We start from the raw sequence: 21,135 nt of genomic DNA, 5'->3' as shown, positions 1-21,135 counted from the left end.
GCCAGGTGCGAGCGGCGGGCGGCCCCGGTGATGCCAGGGCGTGACGCGGCGGGTCAGTGCGGCAGGCGGTCCAGCAGCCAGGTGCACAGTTCCTCGGTGATCCCGGTGTGCGGCGTGGTCGTCGACGAAAGCAGGTAGTCGTCCAACTCGCTGTCCTCCGGGTCCAGTTCGTCGACCTTCGCGTACAGGTCGGCCTGTGCCTCGATGTCGCGGATGGCGACCGCGCTCACCGACGGCACGAAGCACACCTCCTCGTGCCGCAGATCCACCGTGCCGCCGAGCTTCCGCATCGCGTCGGCGAGGATCTTGTAGGTGTGCAGGGTGCCGCCGGGCGCGCCGTCCAGCTCCGGGAAGCCGTCGGTGGTGATGGTCTCGTCGGCCTTGGGGAAGCGCCGGTTCAGGTAGGCGACCGTCACGTCGTCGCCCTGGGCCTGGGTGTAGAAGGTGGTGCCCGGGTAGATCCCGTCGATCCGCAGCGCCATCTCGCCGGGCGTGACATCCGGCAGGCCGATCCCGTCGCCGCGGCCGTTCGCGATGCCGAGCAGACGCGGGATCCGCGGCCAGCCGCCCATCCGGTCGAGCGCGGCCAGGAACTCGGTGCGCTCCTTGGCGACCCCGGTCTTCCCGGTGTCCTTGTCGTAGTGCCGCCAGAGCATCTGACGGGCCGCCGGGCTGTCCATCTGCTTCGCGAAGTCGTTCGCGAACGGGATGAAGTACGAGAACGCCTGCACGCCGATGGGGATGGAGGCGCCGCGGTGCGGGCTGTCGTACGAGAAGTACAGCGCGGTCTGGTGGTGCATCCGCTGCGTCTCCAGCTTGGCCAGCGCGTACCGGGTGACGATGCCGCCCATGCTGAACCCGCCGACGACCAACGGGGCGTCGCCCTGCTTCTCGGCGTTGGCCCGCATGACGGCGGCGACGGCGGCTTCCGCGTTGTCCAGGATCGACGCGGAGCGCTCCTCGAACCCGAGCAGGATCACGTCCCTGCCGCGACTGCGCAGCTCGCTGATGAACGGGAAGCCGCTCTCCAGCCCCTGGTACAGCTTGTCGAGCTCGCTGCGGCCGAGGTTGAAACCGTCGGCCATGATCACGGGGCGGACGAGATTGCCGGGGGTGGTGTTGCCCTCGCCCCGGAAGATCCAGGCGAAGCCGTTCGGCAGGGTCCAGTCCTCGTGGTCCGGGACCTCGACCGGTGTGGGGGGTTCGACGGTGATCGCGGCGCCGAGGGTGAACGTGCCGACGTTGGGCTCGGCTGTCTCCGACATGGTCGTACTCCTTGTGGGAGGGGTGGGGAACGACCACATCATGGGGGGCGATTTGCCCGTGTCACCCGTTTGACCTGCGAGGTTCATTACAAGTGATGCAATGCGCCGAGGAGGTGTTTGATGCGCCTGGCATGTGCCGACGGCCTGTTTTGTTCGCTCTGCTGTTCGTCGGTGACCCGGCGGGAGCGGGAGCGGAAGCGGCCCTCAGGCCTCCTGCGCCGCGCCCGGCATTCCGGCCCGCAGATGCGCGGCCAGGTGCTGGAGTTCGGTGAGGGCGCCGGGGTCCGCCCCGTCGCCCAGCGGGTAGTGCAGGGCCGGGGCGGCGGCCGGGCCCAGCGCGACGGGGCGCGCCGCTACGGGCGGGCGGCGGGCATGGGTGAGGCCGATGCTCCGGACGTCCCGCGCGCCCAGGGTGAAGGCCACCGGCAGGGGCGGCCCCTGCAGCACGGGCGCCGTGGTGAGGTCGCGGGGCGCCCGGCGGACCGAGACCAGCATCGTCGTCAGGCCGTGCTCCTCGACGAGGGTCTCGGCGAGGGGTGTGATCGCGTCCAGCGGTGGCGCCTCGCCGTCCCCGTATCCGAGGGTCAGCGTGACGTCCTGCTCGACGCCCGCGGTCGTCCGGGTGACGCGGATCCACCCCAGCGCGGGCCGATCCGGGTGCCCGGCCACGATCAGGTGGGTGGGATCGGGGGCCCGGTCGCGTGCCAGGCCGGTCAACCTGTGCGCGGACCACGGCAGGTTGACGGGTTCCGCCGTGCCCCAGCCGGCCGGCGGTGAGCCGGTGAGGGCGCGCCAGGCGGTCTCCACGCCGTCGCCCAGGACGACGTCCTCCTGCGCGGGGAGCGTCGTGCGGAACGCCACGAGCAGCTGCCGTTCCGCGCTCGGCGACGTCCGGCCGAACGCCTCGGCGACCGAGGCCGATCCGTCGGCTCCGAGCGCCGGGGCGAACGTCCCGCCCTGCCAGCGCAGCACCGCCCCGGACAGCCCGTCGTAGTACCCCTGGTCCGGGTCCTGGACGACCCAGCGGTTGGGCGGCTGCAGGAGCGTGGCGCGGCCCGGGGCGCTCAGCCGCACGTGCGGCGGGGTGACGATCTGCAGGGCGCGGCCCGACTCCGCGGTGTCGCGCAGCACCTCGGAGAGCCAGGTGGTCAGGGCGAGGACGGGCCGGTCGGTCAGGACCACGGCCGTGCTCTCGGTGAGGACGTCGACGACCGGCTGCCCGTCGTCCGGCGCGACCGCCGCGCTCACGTCCACGACGTCGGTGCTCGCGGCCGTCTCGGGCCAGGTGCCGCCGCCCAGCAGCAGGGCGAGCCGCCCGCACACCGATCCCGCGAGCCGCTCGGCCTCGGGCACGGCGCCGGAGGCCCGCGCCTCGGTCCACCAGAACGGCACGGGCATGTCCCGCCCGAGCAGCCGTTCGGCCTCCCCGGGGACCTGGACGAGCAGCGGGGCCTCCACCGACACCAGCGGCCTGCCGTCCGGGGCGCACAGCCGCAGCACGGCGCCCTCGGACCCGGCGCTCACGTGCGTCCGGGGGCCGCCCGCGTACAGGCCGGCCAGCAGGGCCCAGGTGTCCGGCATTTCGGGGGTCAGGGCGATGACGTCCTTGGTCACGACTCTCCCTTCCCGGCTGCCCCGGCTGCCCCTGCCTCTTCGGCCAGCGCCGTCTGGACGAGCTGGTGGCGCCGGCCGCGGCGGACCAGGGTGCCGCGGCCGGGCGGCTGCTGGGAGGCGTACAGACCGGGGAAGAGCTGTCCCTCGGTGCGGTCGCCGGTCATGACCAGGGCGGTGGCGCCCGTCTCGCGCAGGGTGGTCAGGAGCGGTTCGTACAGCGCGCGGGAGGCTCCGGCGGCGCGGCGCGCGAGGACGAAGTGCAGGCCGATGTCCTGGGCGCTGGAGACGTAGGGCACGAAGGGCGCGAGGGGCTGCTGTCCGGCGGTGGTGAGGATGTCGTAGTCGTCGACGAGGATGACGATCCGCGGGCCCCGGAAGGAGGGTTCGCCGGTCTCGGGCGCGTCGGGGTCGGCGGTCTCCGGGAGCCGCTTCTCGAGTTCGGCGGCGATGCCGGTGGAGAGGGCGCCGGCGAGCGCGGCGTTGTGGGCGTAGCCGCCCCGGTACGGCTCGGGGACGACGCCGCGCAGCCCACGGCGGGGGTCGAAGACGCCGAAGACCAGCTCCTCGTCGGAGTACCGCTCGACGAGACCGGCGACGATCAGCTTCAGAAGATTCGTCTTGCCGCATTCGTTGTCGCCGAGGACCAGCAGATGCTGGTCGCCGCCGAAGAGGTCGAGCAGCACGGGGGCCAGGGCGTCCTGGTCGAGACCGAGGGGTGTCCGCCGCGGTTCGGCGGCCGGCGAGGGAAGCCGGGTCGCCGGCAGCCGGGCGGGCAGCACCCGCACCGGGGCGGCGGGTGCGCCGTGCCAGGTGGCGTGGACGGTCCGCGCCGCCTCGTCCAGGGCCGGGCCCAGATCGCCGGTCGCGGGCGAGCCGTCGAGGCGTGGCAGGGCGACCTGCGCGAACAGTCTGCCGTCGGTGAGCACCCGGCCGGGCACGTCCGGCGAGAGGGTCTCGGAGAGCTTGCGGTCGACGGAGGAGTCGGCCGGGTCGTTCAGCCGCAGCTCGACGCGTGTGCCGAACATCGACTGGGTGGCGATGCGGACGTCGTTCCAGCGCAGCATGCCCGCCACCACGTGGATCCCGTAGCCGCCGCCGCGCTTCAGCAGGTCGGCGACGGGCTCGTCGAGGTCGGCGAATTCGTCGCGCAGCGCACCGAAGCCGTCGACGACGAGTACCACGTCGGTGGAGCCGAGCTGCGGCAGCCGGCCCTCGGCGCGGAGCCGGCGGAGCTGGTCGACGGAGTCGATGCCGTGCTCGCGGAACACCGTCTCGCGCTCGGCGAGCATGGTCCGCACCTCGGCGACCGTGCGGGCCGCGCGCTCGCGGTCGGCCCGCCCGGCGATGCCGCCGACGTGCGGCAGGGCGGCCAGCGCCGCGAGGCCGCCGCCGACCAGGTCCAGGCCGTACACGGCGACGTCGCGGGGGGTGTGGGTGGCCGCCAGGGACAGCACGAGGGTCCGCAGCAGCGTGGTCTTCCCGGACTGCGGTCCGCCGATCACGGCCACGTGCCCGCCGGCCGTGGTCAGATCCAGCACCCACTGGCCCTGCCACTGCCGGGCCGGGTCGTCGAGCACGCCCAGCGGCGCCCGCATGCCGCCCGTGGCGCGCGCCAGGTGCAGTCCGCGTTCGGAGACCCGGACCGGGCCGGCGGCCGCGTCCAGGGTGACGGCGTCCGGCAGCGGCGGCAGCCAGATGCGGCGCACGGCGGGCGCGGCCCCGGCGAGTCGGCCGACCATCAGGGACAACACGGTCGGGCCGGTCTCCCGCCGGGTGGCGGCCGACTCCTCCTGCCGCTCCTCGGCCCGCTGCGCGCTGTCGTACGTCGGGTAGGGCAGAACCAGCGGTGCGTCGTCGTGCCGGTCGTGCACCACGGACCCGCGGTGCGCCCCGGAGACGTATCCGGCCTTGAACCGTTCGTAGGTGGACGTGTCGACCTTCAGATAGCCGAATCCCGGCAGGGGCGGCAGATGGAAGGCGTCGGTGGTGTCGAGGACCGTGCGGGACTCGTCGGCGGAGAAGGTCCGCAGGCCCAGCCGGTACGACAGATAGGTGTCCAGGCCCTTGAGCTTGCCGCCCTCGATGCGCTGACTGGACAGCAGCAGATGCACGCCGATGGAGCGGCCGATACGGCCGATGGACAGGAACAGGTCGATGAAGTCCGGTTTGGCGGTGAGGAGTTCACCGAACTCGTCGATGACGACGAACAGGTGCGGGAGCGCTTCGAGGTCCGGCCTGCGGGTTGCGCGCAGCACGGCGTAGTGGCCGATGTCGGCGACGTTCCCGGCGTCCTTGAGGACCTGCTGGCGGCGCCTGACCTCGCCGGCGAGGCTGGTGTGGACCCGTTCGACGAGCCCGGCCTGGTTCTCCAGGTTGGTGATCATCCCTGCGACATGGGGCAGTTCGGCGAAGGGGGCGAAGGTGGCGCCGCCCTTGTAGTCGACCAGGACGAGGGCGAGGTCCTCCGGGGAGTGCGTGGCGGCCAGGGCGAGGACGAGGGTACGCAGCAGCTCGCTCTTGCCGGAACCGGTCGCGCCCACGCACAGTCCGTGCGGTCCCATGCCGAGCTGGGAGGCCTCCTTCAGGTCGAGCAGAACGGGCTCATGACGCTCCGTCAGTCCGATCGGGACGCGCAGGAAATCGCGTTCGCCGCGCGGCTTCCACAGCGTGGGGATATCCGGTTCGGCGGGGTCGGCGATGCCGAGGAGCGCGGGGAAGTCGACCGGTCCGGTGACGGGAGCGCCCTCGGCTGCGGACTCCGGTGACAGCCGCAGCGGGGCCAGCAGCCGGGCGATGCCCTCGGCGCCCGCGACGGTGACCGGGTCGACGGCGCCCTCGGCGGTGAAGCCGCGCAGATCGTCGACGACCACCCGGTCGCCGTGGACCGAGACACGGATGCCGACCTCGTCCGGTTCGTGGATCTGCTCCTGGAGGAGGTGCACCACCGTGACGCCCATGTCGGACAGCCCGACCGCCGAGTCCGGGCGCGGAAGGTCGCCGGCGGGCTCGCCGTAGCCGTCCACGACCACCAGCAGCCGGTCGGCCAGCCGCAGCGCGTCCCGGTCGGCCAGACCGCGCCGCACCTCCGCCGCGTAGGCGGACCGCCGGCCCAGTTCGTGGCGGAGCCGTTCGGCCAGCTGCCCCGGATCGGGCGCGATACGGCGTGCGGCCACCGGACCGTCGTGCGCCTGCGGATCCAGCACATGGGGCAGCCACTTGGCCCACTCCCACTCGGCCGACCGCTCGTGGGGGACGGCCAGCGCGAGCGCCACGTCGTCCGGCGCGTGCGTCACGGCCGTCTGCACGAGCAGCGCTCGGGCCACCCGCAGGACGCCCTCCCGGTCGCCGACGACGCTGACGTTCCCGGCGCGGTCCAGCGGCACCGGCAACGGCACGTCGGCGGCCGTCGCGAACCTGCGTTGCAGGGCGCGCGCCTCGTTGAGCATGAACGGGTCCGGCGGCGTCATCACCCCGCCGGCGCCGCTCTGCTGCACGACCGGCTCCTGGACCGGCACGTCACCGAGGCCGACCCGCACCCGCAGGAAGTCGGCGTCCTTGCGGCGCCGCTCCCACAGCCGGGCCGGATCCCGCACCAGGTCGTACAGGGCGTCCGGCGACGGGTTCAGCTCCCGCTCCGCATCCCGCAGCCGGCGCTCGGCGGCCCCCATCTCCTCCCGCAACTCCTCCAGGTACTCCAGGTAGCGCTCGCGCTGGCTGCGCCGGGTGCGCTGCGCCTTGCCGCGCTGGGACAGGAACAGGGCCACCGCCCCGAGCAGTGCGAAGACCAGGACGACCGCGCCCAGCGCCGCGAACCGGCTGTTGCGGATCACGGTCATCATGATCACGGAACCCATGACGCCGGCCATCGGCAGCAGCGCGGTCGCCGCATTGCCGATCTTCCCCTCGGGCAGGTTGGGCGGCGCCTCGACCGTGCGCGGCCGGACGGATTCGAGCGGACGGGTGCTCCGGGCGGGCCGGTGGACGATGCGCAGGGTCACGGGCGGAGTTCTCCGGAGCGGGTCGTGACGGACGAGGGGCGGAGCGGACGCGGGCGACTTCGTGACGGCCGGGTGCTCATCGCACCCTCACCGCGCGCCCCATCACCTCGGCGGCCAGCCGAAGAACGGCGTGCTGCGTGGTCTGCGCCAGCAGGTCGGTGCGGATGGGCCCGCCGCCCGCCAGATGACGGTCGTACGGCACGGTGACGACGGTGACGCCCGTCTCCCGGAGATGACCGGCGGCCGCCTTGTCGTCGAGGACGGTGTCGGGGGCGCCGCAGACCAGCGCGACGACCGTGCCGGCCAGCGCCGAGTGCGGCAGCCGCGCCAGCCAGTCCAGCACCTGCCGGGTCGCGCCGACGCCCTCCGCCGTCATCGGTGCGACCACGACCCGGGCGTGCGCGGTGTCCATGGCCGTACGGGCCACCTCGCCGGGGAGCGACTCGCAGTCGACGACCGTCACGGCGAAGTAGCGGCGCAACGCCAGCGTCACCTTGCGGTACGTCGTCATGTCGAGCGGCGCGCCGACCTGGCCCCGGCTCGCGGGCAGCAGCCAGCCGCCGTCCGACACCGGCACCAGATAGCCGGTCACGTCCGTCAGCCGCATCGACGGGGTGAGGATCGGCGCGAGGTCGGCGCACGTCCAGCGCACCGCCTCCGCGCCCATGCGCACCGGCAGGGTGCCCAGCGCGGCATCCGCCTCCATCGTCAGCACCAGGTCGTGCCGGTAGTGGTTGAGGGTGCGTCCGAGCAACGCGGAGACGGTGGACTTGCCGACGCCGCCGCGGATGGAGGTGACGGCCACCACCCGGCCCGTCGTGACGGGCTGCTGCAACTCGCGGGCGATCCGGGTCTGTTCGGCGACGTCCTGCGCGACGGACGAGGTGAGTTTGCGCAACGCCCGCCCCGTGCGCCGGGTCACGGGGTCGCCGTGCAGGGGCCGTCCCAGGGCGATGAGGAGCCGCGGATCGAGAGTGGGGGACGACTCGGGAGCGGGGGACGCCGGAAGCCGGGGATCCGGGGCAGGCACGACGGGCGAGGCAGGCGGCGCGGACCGGGCGGGCGAGGCGGGCGACGCAGGCCGCACCGGGCCCGGCTCGCCGTCGGCCGGAGAACCGGCGGCCACGGCACCGGACCCGAGAGCCGGGGACACCGGCCCGGATATGGGAGGGCCGGATATGTGCGGCGCGGATATGTGGGGTTCGGGTATGTGAGGCCCGGACGTGTGAGGGCCGAACTCGCCACCGGCACGGGCGGTGTCGTCGACTGCGTCCGCCGGGGACTGGGGGACCGCTGCCCTCCCGGCGGCCGCGGGGTGCGGGGGTTCGGGCTGCGGGGGCGCGGGGTGCACGAGCCGGAGGGCCGGCTCTCCGGGACGCCCGGAGCCTGCCTCCCGGCCGCCGCCCAGCTCACGCAGGACGTCGCGCTGCCAGTCGCCGCCGTCCCCGCCACGGCCGCCGCCGAGGCCGTCGCCGCGCTCCGACGGCTGCTCCCGCCGCTGTTCCCCCTGCGTCATGCCGCCGCGCCTCCTAAGCGAAGGTGTCGAGCAGTCGCCCGTACACACCGAACACGCCGACGAGCAGCGGAAGAAGGGCCATGACCCCCACCGACTCGAGCAGGTCGCCGAACCGCCGCAACCGCACCCGCACATGCTCGGCCGGCTGCACGGCGAGCACGACCAGCGGCAGGACCGCCAGCACGACGAGCACGACCAGCGGGGCAGCGGGCGAGGACCGCTCCGCCCATGCCGTCAGCAACCGTACGGCGACGCCGGCTGCCGCGGCCAGCAGCACGACCACCTCGGCGACCAGCGGAAACGCCCGGGCCCGCAGAGCCAGCACCAACGCGACGACCGCGGCGAGCGACATCGTCCACCCGGAGGGAGACCGCACCGCCAGCACGGCGGCCGCCGTGGCCGACGCGGCCACGGTGACCGTGGCGAGCACCAGCCCGCGGTGGGCGGCGGCCAGAGCGGCGGACACCTGGTAGCGGCTGACGGACACCCCGCCCGCCCGCCGGTCGTCGAGCCCCGAGAGGCCGGACGCCATCAGAGCCAGCCGCGGCAGCACCCCGAGCACCACCACGCAGACGACGCCGACGACGGCCCCGACATGAGCCTGCTGCTCCGCCGTCCCGGCGCCGGACTGCACGACGACGGCTGCCTCCCAGCCGACGGCGGTCAGGGCCACGGCGGCGGCGCCCACGACACCGCCCCGCCCCAGCGGCGTGAACAGCCCGAGCAGGACGAGGATCAGCGCGCCCACGCCGGCCACCCCGGCCAGTCGCAGGGCGCCCGCGGAATCCCCGCCGAGGACGTCGACGAGGCTCCACACGCCCAGCACACCGAGCACGCCACCGGAGCACAGCAGGGTGACCGCCGGAGCCTGCCTGCGCAGACGCCCCAGGACCGCACCGGCGACCGCGGCCGCACCGGCGGAGGCGAGCAGTGCACCGGCGACGACGGAACGGTCGTACTGCGCACGCGCGAACAGGGCGGCGACGACCGCCCAGCCCACGCACGCGACCCCCGCGGTGATCCGCCGCGCGACAGGCCCCCACTGCCCCGACCGGTGGCCGAGACCTTCCGCCACCTCGTCGCTGACGTCGTGCACGACGGGGGCGGGCGGAGCGTCCTCCGCGCGGACGAGACGCAGCACGGCGCCGTCACGGATGCCCGCCGTCGCCAGTGTGCTGTCGTGATCGAGCGCGGAGCCGTCCACCGTGACGAGGTGACGCGCGGCGGGCCGGCCCTCCACGCGGTCGTCCAGCAACCGCATGATCTCGGGCAGCAGCACCCCGACCGGCTCCTGTGCCGGCAGCACGAGGTCGACGCGCCGCCGCTCACCGACGAGGGTGACGCGACTCAGCACTGCCGGCCCGCCGGCCGCCCTACGACTCAAGGCCCCCGTAGACATCACGTTCGCGAACCTATCACCGGCCGGCAGAACTGCCGGAGGGTGTGGAAACCCCGGGGGAGTAGGGGCTCGTGGTCTGCCCGATCACCCGGTGCGACACGAACGACCACCCCACGCACCCCGCGCACAACACGGCCGCGACCACCATCCCGGCGACCACCTTCCCCACCCGCTCGTCCACGGCCCGCCGCTGCCGCTGCGCCCCGAACAACAAGGCGTCCCGCAACCGCCGCCGCCGCACGGCGACGGACTCCAGAAGCTGACTGTCATATTCCTGAGCGGTCACACCGGTTCACCTGCCTCGCGTCCCTCACGTCGGGAACTCGCCCAGCCAACTGCGCTTGAGCAAGTGCTCGGGCAGGTACTCGGACTCGACGTCGATCGGGCGGCCGGCGTCGTACGCGAGGCAGGTGATCGCGAGGATGGCCAGCGGGATGTCGCCGTCACCCGACTCCTCGCGTTCCGGGTCGGCGGTCCAGTACTCCTTGTGCAGTTCGATCGCGCGGACGAGAGCCTCGTTGAACTTGACCGGGTCCTGGGCGACGAACCGGTGGAAGAGGTTGAGCGGCGGGAACAGGACCTTGAGCATCAGCTCCCGGTCCACGATCCGCAGCCGGTCCGGGTCGGTCCCGTCGAACGCGGCGACGAGCTTGTCCCCGAGGCCCGGCCGCTCCAGCCAGTACGTCTGGAGGGCGTCCACCCAGTGGTAGATGTACTCCTCGAACACCGCGCCGGAGGCCCGCAGCGTCTCGATCGGCACCTGGCACAACGCGGTCATCCGCGCCTGGTCCCGGCAGACCACGGCGAGCCAGAAGGCGTCCAGCCAGGTACCGGCGTCCGTGAAGTGGGTGGGCCCCACGGCGGGGATCGTCCGGACCTCATGGCCGATCATGCACTCGACGGTGGAACCCTCGGGAGCGGTCGCCGAGGCGAAGAGCGCAGACCCGACCTGCATGGCCATGACCCACGCCTCCCAGGTCTCCAGCATCTCGGCGGTGGGGTCATTCAGTGTCTGCACAGAGGCGCCGGCCAGAGCAGCGCTGAAGGTCAGGCCAAAGCTCTGCGGATACTGCTCGAGCTGCTGGATGTCCTCGAGCGTGTCCTCGTTGATCTCCTGCCGGAGTTCATCGGGATTCGGATGACTGCTCTTCTGCGGAGGCCGGGAAACGCGCGTCGGCATGAACAACGTTCTCATTTCGTGAGGTCGAACTGTTTCAGCAGGGCTCTCAGGAACCTCCGTCCAAGCGCCAGCTCTTCGTCGGCCTACCGTCCTCGTCCCACTCGTAATTCTCGCGGAACGTGAGACCGTCCTCGTCGAATACTCGAAGCGATGCCAGAGTTCCGTTCTGGTGCCACGCCTTGGATTCCCCGCAGGCCCGTCCCTTGCGCACCATGGTCTCAGACCGCAGGGTTCCGTCCTTGTACCACTCCAGTGACGGGCCGTCCTGTACTCCGTCGACGTATTCGTCCAGACTTACGAGCGCGTCACCGAGATACTCCGTCACCTCACCGGTGAAGAGCTCCCCGCGGTAGAGCAGGCGTTGTGCGTCATCCATGTCAACTTCTGGGTCATCGATGTCGATTCGGCGGGCGGCCATCAGGGGATCCAGTTCTCATCGCTCGGAGGGAAGCCAGTGAAACGTCCATGGCTGCTCGGTACTCCCTGCAGCATGTGGTTGCAGTTGGCGCAGAAGGGAGCTGACTTGCCTGCAGCCCCTGTCGCTTTGTCTGACATGAAAGGAAATTCGACAGACGCACGCATCTCGGCCAGTGCGCCCTCGCCATCGGGGAGACCGCTTCTGGTGCGCTCCCAGAGTAGTGCGTTTGCCGCTTTGACCTCGGCGTGACCCAACGGGTGATCCACGTGCAACGGGCTCGCTTGGATGGCTTCATAGCGAGCGGCCAGCGTGGGGTGAAGCTCGTTCAACGGGATGAGATCTCTCTTGGTCCCGTTGATGCCTTCAATGATTTCGCCGGTGCGCAGGTCGATCACCGATCCTACACACGCGCCCGTCTGCTTCCTTGGGAACGTCTTCGCTTCCTTGGCCTCGCGATACGCGGCTCCGCGTTCGCGTGACAGTTGGTCCAGGTAGTCACTGACAGAACGACCATCGACGTGGGTGATCAAGCCGTTGGTCCTGCTCACCCTCGCCTCCGGCAATTGAGCGAGCACCTTGTCACCCGGGCCGGGAGCGGGGGCGGAGTCGAGATCTGATCGGAGGGCTTCTGCTGCGGAATCGCTGTGTGAAGTCGCGCCATGGTGCTCGTGGCCGTCCGACGGCGGCGTGCCGCCATCGGCTTCAGAGTGCCCCGGCGTCCGGGCACCGTCGCCGATGTCAGAGTGGTGTTGCCCGTCATGATGGGGCCCTTCCGCATGCGGCTCCCCTGGACCGCCGAACGATCCGTCGCCGTGCGGGGCTGGTCGGCCAGAAGCCGATTCGGATGGTCCTGCATGACTCGTGGGCGTACCTGTCGCCCCGTCGTGGGTCGTGCCCCTGGGCGCGTGACCGTCTGACAGAGAGGGCCCGCCGCTCGCCCTTCCCGTTCCCGAGCCGCCCGTCTGCCCTCTGGGTGCGTCGACGTCGCCGGCATGGGCACTGACTGGTGCAAGATCATGGTGCGGCAGCGTCTGGCGCAGCAAGTCCCGGTCTGCCGACGACAGTTCGACCTTCGCCGGGGCCGCCGTCCCGTCCGGGCGGACGACCGAGCCGTCGTCCAGGTTCAGGCGGGTTCCGTCCGGCCACTGGACGACGTTGTCGTGGATCACCGGAAGGTCGTCGGCGATCCTCAGCACGCTGCCGTCCGGCTGCACGCGTCCCGCCCCGGTGAGGATGTCGTCGAAGGCGCCCGCGTGGACGCCCCGCAGGCCGGCGAACACGTCGGCGACCTTGACCGTGCCGAACTTCGCGGCCTTGCCGAGGTACGTCATCGGGTCGACCAGCCGCCCGGTCTTGCCGAGCACGGCGAGCGTGCGGGCCACCGCCCCGCCCTTCGCCGCCGTACCGGCGCCGCCGGTGAAGATCGTGGTCAGGACGTTGAAGGTGACCGCGCCGCCGGCCCGGGCGGGGTTCTTGCCCCACTCGTCCCACGCCACCAGCGCCTTGCCCGCCTCCTTGACCGTGTTGCGGGTCTCGCGCAGATACCCGGGCAGCTTGTCCTCGGGCATCGTCCAGTACAGGCTGCCGGCGATCGGGGTCATGGTGATGGCCAGGCCCGTCGCGAGCTTGCCGAGCCCCGTCCAGGCCTCGCCCGCGGCGTCCCATCCGTCGACGCCGACGAAGGTGCCGAGGCCCCGGATCGTGCCCCACACGCCGTCGACGACGAAGCCCTTGCCGAAGTCGAGCACCTGGTGGCCCAGCCAGTCGAGCCCGTGCCGCTCCTTCTCCACGGTCTTGCCCCACGGCAGTTCCTCGGACTGGTTCAGCAGGTCGGCGGTGAAGCCGTACGTGCTGGTGCCGCGTTTCAGCAACCGCTTCTGCGCGCCGTCCTCGAGGATCAGCGTCGTCCCGCCCACCAGCCCGGTGATCGTGTTGTGGCAGGTGATCTCCGCCTGCCAGAACGCGGCGGTCGTGGTGCTGACGTCGTGCACCAGGTCGTTGTTGAGCTGGACGTTGTCGTCGTCCTCACGCCAGTGGTCGTCGCCCGCGATGTCGTGCCGGAAGGTCTCCGCCCGCTGCTTGAGGCTCTTCAGCTTGGCCACGAGCGGCTGGACCTCCGTCTCGTACGCGCTGAGGGCGGCCGCCACCTTCTCCAGGTCGTCGGCGAACTCGTCCGCCTTGGCGGCCACCGGCGCCGTCGTGGCGAACAACTGGTCCGCTTCCGGGGCCGAGTAGCACGCCGACAGCCCCTGGAAGCGGGTGTGCACGTCCGAGCCCGACTGGCGGAAGGCGACGGCCTCCGCGGTCAGGAGCATCGAGTCCGTGCCCAGTTGTTCCAGGTCGCCGGTGAACTGCGGAATGTTCTGCGGGTCGATGAGGTCCGCGCTCACTTGCCCCCCTGCTGCCCGTCCGCGCCCGGCAGGTCGATCTTCGGCTCCTTCAGGGCGTTGGCCTGGGCCTGCGCCGCCATGTCAAGGTCGCCCTTGACGTAGGCGTTGGTCGCGGTGGCCGCCCCGTTGAGCGAGTTCGACGTACGCACCGCGACGTACGCCAGTTTCTTCTGGTAGGCCGTGAAGAACTCGGCCAGCGCCCCGCCGACCGGTCCCTGGACCCCGCTCTTCTCGACGCCGCCCTGCTGGATCGTGCCGGCGGACGCGGCCGCGCTGGGCATGGTCTCCTGGAGGGCCTTCCCCGTGTTCGAGAGGCCCTCGGCCGCCTTCGCCGTCTCCGTGAGGACGTGTCGCACGCCCGACGGCGAGATGTCCCACCCCGTCATGTGGATACCCCGTAATCCCCGTGACCTACATGTGCCGGCGCCGCGTCGGCACCTCGCCTCAGCCGATGTTGTCGACCGCCGCCCGTGCCTTCGCCATCGTCGACTGGGCCGTCCCGTCGTTGTCCTCCAGCGTGGTGCGCACCAGTTGGATGATGCTGCGCACCTCGTTGGCCGCCCGGTTCCAGCGGAGTTCCTTGCCGTGGTACTCCTCGGACACCCCGTCGGCCTGGAAGTCGGCCATGGCGGCCTTCACGGCCTTGTCGCGGTCGGCCAGCACCCGCTCCAGCTGGCCGACGATTCCCTGCAGCCCACCCTGCACCTCGCCCGAGGCGCCGGTGTCGTACGAGCGGCGGTCCAAATTCTGACCCATCGTCACAAACCCCCTGTGGTTGTCTGCCTGCGCCCTGGACCGAGGCCTAGCGCGCGCCGAAGCGGGCCGCGTCGAAGTTGGCCGCGCCCATGTTCTTGTTGGCGTTGTCGTGCTGCTCGGTGTCGCCGCCCGCGAACGCGGTGTCCATGCCGCTCTGGCCCTCGAGGATCCCGCCGAGCGATTCGTTGAGCGCGGCGGTGATCTCGTCAGCACGCCCCTTGAACGAGTCGAAGGCGACCTTTCCGGAGCCGTTGAACTTGCCCTCCAGCGGCTCGGCCGCCTGGATGAGGCCACGGATCAGCGTGCCCAGGTCGGTGCTCGAACCGACCGTGCTCTTGCCCAGATCCGAGAGGGTCGTGGATCCCATGTCGAACTTCACGTCTCACCCCCGTGCGTCACGTACACATCACATACCTGTTCGAGCATGGTGTCGCACAACACGTTGCGGACGCAACGTCGTAGATCCCGATGTGACCTGATCCGGACATGTCCGGGACGACACCGCACCGCTTCCGCACCGCTTCCGCACCGCTCCGGCGGACGCCACCGGCACCGCTCCGGCACCGTTCCAGCACCGCTCGGCGGGCTGCTCCGGGGCTGCTCCGGGGCCGCGTCCCACCCGCTCCGGCACCGTTCCGGCGTCGTCGAGCGCGCGCCCCCCGGCACGAGCCGCCGCCCCGGCGCACGCCTCAGAAGAACACCCCGCACCTCAACAGCACGTTCGCGTACGGCCGCGCCTCGCCCGTGCGGACCACCAGCCGCGCGCCCGCCGACAGTTCCTTCAGCCGCTCGTGCGGGACGTACGTCAGGGACCGGAAGCGGCCCGTGAGGAGTCCGGCGGCCGAAGGGTTGGCCTCCCGGACCTCCTCCGCCGCCGTCGCGCCCTCCACCACCAGTTCGGCGAGCAGCCCGTCGACCACCTCCTCGAACGAGGGCACCCCGGCCCGGAAGGCGAGGTCGACCACGCGCGGGCCGTCCGGTATCGGCATGCCCGCGTCGCACACCAGCACCCCGTCGCCGTGTCCCAACTCGGCGAGCGCACCCGCGAGATGACGGTTGAGTATCCCCGCCTTCTTCACAGGGCGTCGACCTCCTCGGCGGTCGGGAACGACTCCTGCGCGCCCCTCCGGGTCACGGACACCGCTCCCACCCGCGCCGCGTACGCCGCCGCCTGCGCGAGCGACGCGCCCGCGCCCAGCCGCCAGGCCAGCGCCGCAGTGAAGGAGTCGCCCGCGCCCGTCGTGTCCACGGCGTCCACCTTCACGGGGGCGACGCGCCGCACACCGCCGTCCGCCGACGCCACCAGCGCGCCCTCCGCGCCCAGCGTGACGACCACCGACCGCGGCCCCTTCGCGAGCAGGAGCCGCGCCCAGTCCTCGGGATCGGCGGCCGTGTCGCCCGCCTCGCCGAGGATCACCTTCGCTTCGTGCTCGTTGACGATCAGCGGGTCGCAGACCGCCAGCACCTCGGCCGGCAGCGGGCGCGGCGGCGACGGGTTCAGCACGAACCGGCCGCCCGGCGCCAGGTTCCGGACGACCTCCACGACCGTCTCCAGCGGGATCTCCAGCTGCGCCGACACCACCTTCGAGGCGTGCAGGAGCCCGCTCGCGGCGCGGACGTCCGCCGGGGTCAGCCGGCCGTTCGCGCCCGGCGACACCACGATGCTGTTGTCCCCCGAGGGGTCCACGGTGATCAGCGCGACGCCCGTCGGCGCCCCGCCCGCCAGCACGCCCGTCGTGTCGACCCCGGCCGCCCGCTGCGCGTCGAGCAGCAGCCGTCCGTGGGCGTCGTCGCCGACCCGGGCCAGCAGGGCGGTACGGGCCCCGAGGCGCGCGGCCGCGACGGCCTGGTTCGCGCCCTTGCCGCCGGGGTGCACGGCCAGGTCGGAGCCGAGCACCGTCTCCCCGGCCGCCGGCCTGCGCTCGACGCCGATCACCAGGTCGGCGTTGGCCGACCCCACGACCAGCAGGTCGTAGTCGTACATGGAAGAACTCCCCTGATACGTGACGTGAGGCGGGCGGTCCCCTGCGAGGGACCGCCCGCCTTCCCGTTCGATGTCAGCCGCTGAACCCGGCCACGTTCGCCTCCGTGACCACCTTCACCGGCACCTTCACCGTCTCCTCGACCTTCTTGCCCCGCAGCGCCTTCAGCGCGTTGTCCACGGCGATCCTGCCCAGCTGGGACGGCTGCTGCGCCACCGACGCGTACAGCGTGCCCTGTTCGACGGCCTTGAGGCCGTCGGGCGTGCCGTCGAAGCCGACGACCTGGACGGACTTGCCGGCCTTGGCGCCCAGCGCCTTGATCGCGCCGAGCGCCATCTCGTCGTTGGCCGCGATGACGCCCTGGACGTCCGGGTGCGCCTGGAGCAGGTTCGACATCACGTCGAGTCCCTTGGTGCGGTCGAAGTCGGCCGGCTGCTGGGCGAGCACCTGGATGCCGGGGTAGGCCTTGAGGCCCTGGGCGAAGCCCGCGGCCCGCTCCCGGGCGGCGGAGGTGCCCGCCTGGCCCTGGAGGATCACGATCTTGCCGGTGCCGCCCAGCTTCTCGGCGACCGTCCTCGCGGCCAGTTCGCCGCCCGCCACGTTGTCGGAGGCGACCAGCGCGTCCACCGCGGCCTTGTTGACGCCCCGGTCGACGGCGATGACCGGGATCTTCGCCTTGTCGGCGGCCTTCACCGAGTTGCTCGCCGCGTCCGAGTCCACCGGGTTGACGATGATCGAGTCGTAACCGGAACTGGTGAAGTTCTGCAGCTGGTTGGCCTGCTGCGAGGCGTCGTTCTGGGCGTCGGTGACCGTCAGGTCCACGCCCAGCTTCTTCGCCTCGGCCTTCGCGCCGGACTGGATCTGCACGAAGAACGGGTTGTTCAGGGTGGACAGTGCCAGGCCGATCTTCGGGTTCGCGCTCGGGGAGCTCCCGCCGTGCAGGAAGGAGGTCGCGCCGACGACCGCCACGGTGACGACGGCCGCGAGACCGTACGTCGCCGCCTGCCGGCCCTTGCCGCCGCCGCCCGCGCCGGCCGCCGCCGGGGTCGCGCCCGCCTTGCGGCGCAGGGTGTCGAGCAGCACCGCCAGCGCGATGACGACGCCGATGACGACCTGCTGCCAGAACGCGGAGACGGACAGCAGGTTCAGCCCGTTGCGCAGCACCGCCAGGATCAGCGCGCCGATCAGGGTGCCCGAGGCCTTGCCGGTGCCGCCGGCGAGGGAGGCCCCGCCGATGACGACCGCGGCGATGGCGTCCAGCTCGTAGCCGTCGGCGGCCTGCGGCTGCGCGGACGACAGCCGGGAGGCGAGCACGACGCCCGCGGCGGCCGCGAAGACGCCGGACAGGGCGTAGATGGCGAGCTTCTGCCGCTTCACCCGCAGACCCGACAGCCGGGCGGCCTCCTCGTTGCCGCCGATGGCGTACATCGAACGCCCGATGTAGGTGCGGCCGAGCACGAACGCGGCGATCAGCCCCATCACGACCATCACGAGCACCGGCACCGGCAGCCAGCCGCCGAGCGTGTCGCCGAGGTGCGAGACGGAGTCGGGGAACGCGATCGGCGAGCCCTCGGAGATCACCAGCGACAGACCGCGTGCGACCGACAGCATCGCGAGGGTCGCGATGAACGGCGGCAGTTTGCCGTACGCGATGAGGAAACCGTTCACCAGACCGGCGGCGATGCCGGTGGCGACGGCCAGGAGCAGCGCTATGCCCACCGGGACGCCGTGCTGCGTGGCGCTCCAGGCCAGCACGGTCGCCGACAGCGCGGCCACCGAGCCGACCGACAGGTCGATGCCCGCCGAGACGATCACGAACGTCACGCCGAAGGCGAGGATCGCGGTCACGGCCGCCTGGACGCCCACGTTGAGCAGGTTGTCCGTGGTCAGGAAGTCGCCCGACAGCGCCGACATGGCGATGACGAGGACGATCAGCGCGGTGAGCGCGCCGTTGTCGAGGAGCAGGCGGCGGACCGCCGCGGCGCCGCCGCCGGCGCCCGTCGTGCTGGGATGCGTGTCAGCGGCCACGGCCGGCCTCCACTTCCGTGGTCGTAGGGGTGGTACGGGGGGTGGCGGGCGCGCTGACGGCGAGCGCCATCACCGCGTCCTGGGTGGCCTGCTCGGCAGGCAGTTCGCCGGCGACCCGGCCCTGGGCCATCACCAGCACCCGGTCGCTCATGCCGAGCACCTCGGGAAGGTCGCTGGAGATCATCAGGACCGCCGCGCCGGCCGCCGTCAGCTCGTTGACGAGCTGGTAGATCTCGACCTTGGCGCCGACGTCGATCCCGCGCGTGGGCTCGTCGAGGATCAGCACCTTGGTGTCGGCCAGCAGCCACTTGCCGATGACGACCTTCTGCTGGTTGCCGCCGGACAGGGTGCGCACCTGCTGGCCGAGGCCCGCCATCCGCACGCCCAGCTGTGCGGCGATCCGCGCCGCCGCCTCGCGCTGGCCCTTCAGGTCCACCAGGCCGCCACGGGTCGCGGCCCGCATGGTCACGAGCCCGAGGTTCTCCTCGACCGACTGGTCCAGCACGAGTCCCTGGCCCTTGCGGTCCTCGGGCACCAGGCCGATCCCGGCCGCCATCGCCGCGTTGACGTCGTGCCGGGGGAGCGGCGCCCCCGCGACCCGCACGGTCCCGCGGTCGTAGGGGTCGGCCCCGAAGACGGCCCGTACGACCTCGGTACGGCCGGCGCCGACGAGCCCGGCGACGCCGACGACCTCACCGGCGCGCACCTCGAAGGAGACGTCGTGGAAGACGCCGTCGCGGGTGAGCCCCTCGACGGCCAGCAGGGGGGCGCCCGGCTCGGCGCGCTCCCTGGGGTACTGCTGCTCGATGGAGCGGCCCACCATGAGGCGGACGAGCTCGTCCTGCGGGGTGGAGGCCGGCACCTGTCCGACGCTCCTGCCGTCGCGGATGACCGTGACGCGGTCGCCGAGGGCGGCGATCTCCTCCAGGTGATGCGTGATGAACACGATGCCGACGCCGTCCTCGCGCAGCCTGCGCACGATCGCGAAGAGCTTGTCGACCTCCTCCGAGGTCAGCACGGCGGTCGGCTCGTCCATGATGAGCACGCGCGCGTCCAGGCTGAGCGCCTTGGCGATCTCGACCATCTGCAGCCGGGCGATGCCGAGTTCACGCACCCGCGCGCGGGGCGAGACGTTCACGCCCACGCGCTCCAGCAGGACGGCGGCCTCGGCCTCCATCCGCTTGCGGTCGATCACCCCGAGACGACGGGGCTGCCGTCCCAGGAAGATGTTCTCGGCGACCGTCAGATCGGGGACGAGGTTGAACTCCTGGTAGATGGTGGCGATCCCGAGGCGCTCGGAGTCCTGCGCGCCATGGATGCGCACCTCCTCGCCGCCGGCCAGGATCCGCCCGGCGTCGGGCCGGTAGGCGCCGGAGAGCATCTTGATGAGGGTGCTCTTGCCCGCGCCGTTCTCACCGAGCAGCACATGCACCTCGCCCCGCCGCAGGTCGAAGTCGACGCTGTCGAGCGCGACCACGCCGGGGAAGGTCTTGCGTATGCCTTCGATGCGCAGCAACTCGTCCGCGTTGCTCACGTCTGGCTCCTGTTCGTTACGGGGGACTCGCCGCACGAGCGGCGTACGACGAGGCGGGCGGTGAAGGTGACCGACTGCGGGGGCCGCCCCTCGATGCGGTCGACGAGCGCGCGCACGGCGGCCCGCCCCAGCTCGCCCGTCGGCTGGGCGATCGCCGTGATCGGCGGATCGGTGTGCACGAACCACGGGATGTCGTCGAACGCGGCGAGCGCGAGGTCGTGCGGAACGCGCAGCCCACGCGCGCGGACGGCGTCCAGCGCGCCCAGCGCCATCAGGTTGTCGGCGGCGAACACGACCTCGGGCGGCTCGGGCAGGTCGAGGAAGCCCTCGGTGACCCGCCGTCCGCTCTCGGCCTGGAAGTCGCCCTGTCCCGTATAGGCGTCGGGGAGGGGGAGCCCGTACTCGGCCAGGGCGGCCCGGAAGGCCTCCACGCGCTCGCTGCCGGTGGTGGTGGCGGCGGGCCCCGCGATGATGGCGAGCCGGCGGTGGCCGAGGCCGTGCAGATGCGCCACGAGGTCGCGCACGGCGGCGCGTCCGTCCGACCGCACCACGGGCACGTCCAGGCCCGGGATCCACCGGTCGACGAACACCATCGGCGTGCCCGCGCGCGCGGCGTCCAGCATCCGCGGGGAGCCGCCGTCGGTGGGGGAGACCAGCAGACCGTCGATCCGGCGGTCCAGGAGGGTCGTCACATGGTGGTCCTGCAGGTCGGGCCGTTCGTCGGCGTTGCCGATGATCACGCTGTAGCCGAGGGCGCGGGCCTCCTCCTCGACGGAGCGGGCCAGCTCGGTGAAGTAGGGGTTCATCACGTCGCTGATGACCAGGCCGAGGGTGCGGGTCTGGTCGGTGCGCAGCGACCGGGCGACGGCGTTCGGGCGGTAGCCCAGCGCCTCGACGGCGGCCAGCACGCGCGTGCGTGCGTCGTCGCTGACCGACGGATGGTCGTTCAGGACGCGTGACACCGTGGCGACGGAGACGCCCGCCTCGGCAGCGACGTCCTTGATGCTCGCCATCGCCGCTCCACCTCCTCGTGGACTTGCGTTCGCGCACGTCGT

Annotated in this window: 17 protein-coding genes; all 17 read right to left on the bottom strand. The window is 72.2% G+C overall.

Features of this window, described 5'->3' with window-relative positions; genetic code table 11:
• Positions 1 to 53: 53 nt before the first annotated feature.
• Positions 54 to 1,265, bottom strand: a complete 1,212-nt coding sequence (locus Sri02f_RS03485) for an esterase/lipase family protein (protein ID WP_108999563.1) — start codon at positions 1,263 to 1,265, stop codon at positions 54 to 56.
• A gap of 204 nt (positions 1,266 to 1,469) precedes the next feature.
• Positions 1,470 to 2,879: a DUF6177 family protein gene (locus tag Sri02f_RS03480; RefSeq protein ID WP_108999562.1), complete on the bottom strand. Its 1,410-nt coding sequence runs from the start codon at positions 2,877 to 2,879 to the stop codon at positions 1,470 to 1,472.
• Positions 2,876 to 6,877, bottom strand: a complete 4,002-nt coding sequence (gene eccCa / locus Sri02f_RS03475) for a type VII secretion protein EccCa (protein WP_108999561.1) — start codon at positions 6,875 to 6,877, stop codon at positions 2,876 to 2,878. Before eccCa ends, Sri02f_RS03480 begins: the two co-directional genes overlap by 4 nt.
• A 76-nt stretch (positions 6,878 to 6,953) precedes the next feature.
• Entirely contained in the window at positions 6,954 to 8,393 is a 1,440-nt protein-coding gene (locus tag Sri02f_RS03470; RefSeq protein ID WP_307721022.1) for a CpaE/TadZ family protein, read from the bottom strand.
• 13 nt (positions 8,394 to 8,406) lie between these two features.
• A complete protein-coding gene (eccD, locus tag Sri02f_RS03465) occupies positions 8,407 to 9,792 on the bottom strand; it encodes a type VII secretion integral membrane protein EccD (protein WP_108999560.1) in 1,386 nt (461 codons plus the stop codon).
• A gap of 16 nt (positions 9,793 to 9,808) precedes the next feature.
• The gene (locus Sri02f_RS03460) at positions 9,809 to 10,078 is read right to left on the bottom strand and encodes a hypothetical protein (protein ID WP_108999559.1); all 270 of its coding nucleotides are present in this window, start codon (positions 10,076 to 10,078) and stop codon (positions 9,809 to 9,811) included.
• A 24-nt stretch (positions 10,079 to 10,102) separates the two neighbouring features.
• Positions 10,103 to 10,972, bottom strand: coding sequence for an immunity 49 family protein (locus tag Sri02f_RS03455; protein WP_108999558.1), 870 nt, complete (start codon positions 10,970 to 10,972; stop codon positions 10,103 to 10,105).
• Between the two features lie 46 nt (positions 10,973 to 11,018).
• Entirely contained in the window at positions 11,019 to 11,390 is a 372-nt protein-coding gene (locus tag Sri02f_RS03450) for a toxin-antitoxin system YwqK family antitoxin (protein ID WP_108999557.1), read from the bottom strand.
• Positions 11,390 to 13,780 carry a YwqJ-related putative deaminase gene (locus Sri02f_RS03445; RefSeq protein WP_108999556.1) on the bottom strand — a complete coding sequence of 797 codons (2,391 nt, stop codon included), beginning with the start codon at positions 13,778 to 13,780 and terminating at the stop codon, positions 11,390 to 11,392. The genes Sri02f_RS03450 and Sri02f_RS03445 overlap by 1 nt, the downstream gene beginning before the upstream one ends.
• Positions 13,777 to 14,166, bottom strand: a complete 390-nt coding sequence (locus tag Sri02f_RS03440) for a DUF6507 family protein (RefSeq protein WP_108999555.1) — start codon at positions 14,164 to 14,166, stop codon at positions 13,777 to 13,779. Before Sri02f_RS03440 ends, Sri02f_RS03445 begins: the two co-directional genes overlap by 4 nt.
• A gap of 58 nt (positions 14,167 to 14,224) precedes the next feature.
• The gene (locus Sri02f_RS03435; RefSeq protein WP_069771063.1) at positions 14,225 to 14,536 is read right to left on the bottom strand and encodes a pore-forming ESAT-6 family protein; all 312 of its coding nucleotides are present in this window, start codon (positions 14,534 to 14,536) and stop codon (positions 14,225 to 14,227) included.
• Between the two features lie 46 nt (positions 14,537 to 14,582).
• A complete protein-coding gene (locus tag Sri02f_RS03430; RefSeq protein ID WP_108999554.1) occupies positions 14,583 to 14,915 on the bottom strand; it encodes a hypothetical protein in 333 nt (110 codons plus the stop codon).
• 310 nt (positions 14,916 to 15,225) lie between these two features.
• Positions 15,226 to 15,615, bottom strand: a complete 390-nt coding sequence (gene rbsD, locus Sri02f_RS03425) for a D-ribose pyranase (RefSeq protein WP_108999553.1) — start codon at positions 15,613 to 15,615, stop codon at positions 15,226 to 15,228.
• The gene (gene rbsK / locus Sri02f_RS03420) at positions 15,612 to 16,520 is read right to left on the bottom strand and encodes a ribokinase (protein ID WP_108999552.1); all 909 of its coding nucleotides are present in this window, start codon (positions 16,518 to 16,520) and stop codon (positions 15,612 to 15,614) included. Before rbsK ends, rbsD begins: the two co-directional genes overlap by 4 nt.
• 73 nt (positions 16,521 to 16,593) lie before the next feature.
• On the bottom strand, positions 16,594 to 18,546 hold the full coding sequence (locus Sri02f_RS03415) for an ABC transporter permease/substrate-binding protein (RefSeq protein WP_108999551.1): 1,953 nt from the start codon (positions 18,544 to 18,546) through the stop codon (positions 16,594 to 16,596).
• Entirely contained in the window at positions 18,536 to 20,080 is a 1,545-nt protein-coding gene (locus Sri02f_RS03410; protein ID WP_108999550.1) for a sugar ABC transporter ATP-binding protein, read from the bottom strand. Before Sri02f_RS03410 ends, Sri02f_RS03415 begins: the two co-directional genes overlap by 11 nt.
• Positions 20,077 to 21,093: a LacI family DNA-binding transcriptional regulator gene (locus Sri02f_RS03405; protein ID WP_108999549.1), complete on the bottom strand. Its 1,017-nt coding sequence runs from the start codon at positions 21,091 to 21,093 to the stop codon at positions 20,077 to 20,079. The genes Sri02f_RS03410 and Sri02f_RS03405 overlap by 4 nt, the downstream gene beginning before the upstream one ends.
• Positions 21,094 to 21,135: the final 42 nt, after the last annotated feature.

Origin of the sequence: Streptomyces rishiriensis, from assembly GCF_003112535.1 — a bacterium.
Taxonomy (GTDB): domain Bacteria; phylum Actinomycetota; class Actinomycetes; order Streptomycetales; family Streptomycetaceae; genus Streptomyces; species Streptomyces rishiriensis.
The sequence above is the reverse complement of the archived record's forward strand: the minus strand, read 5'-3'. Positions and strand labels throughout refer to the sequence as shown.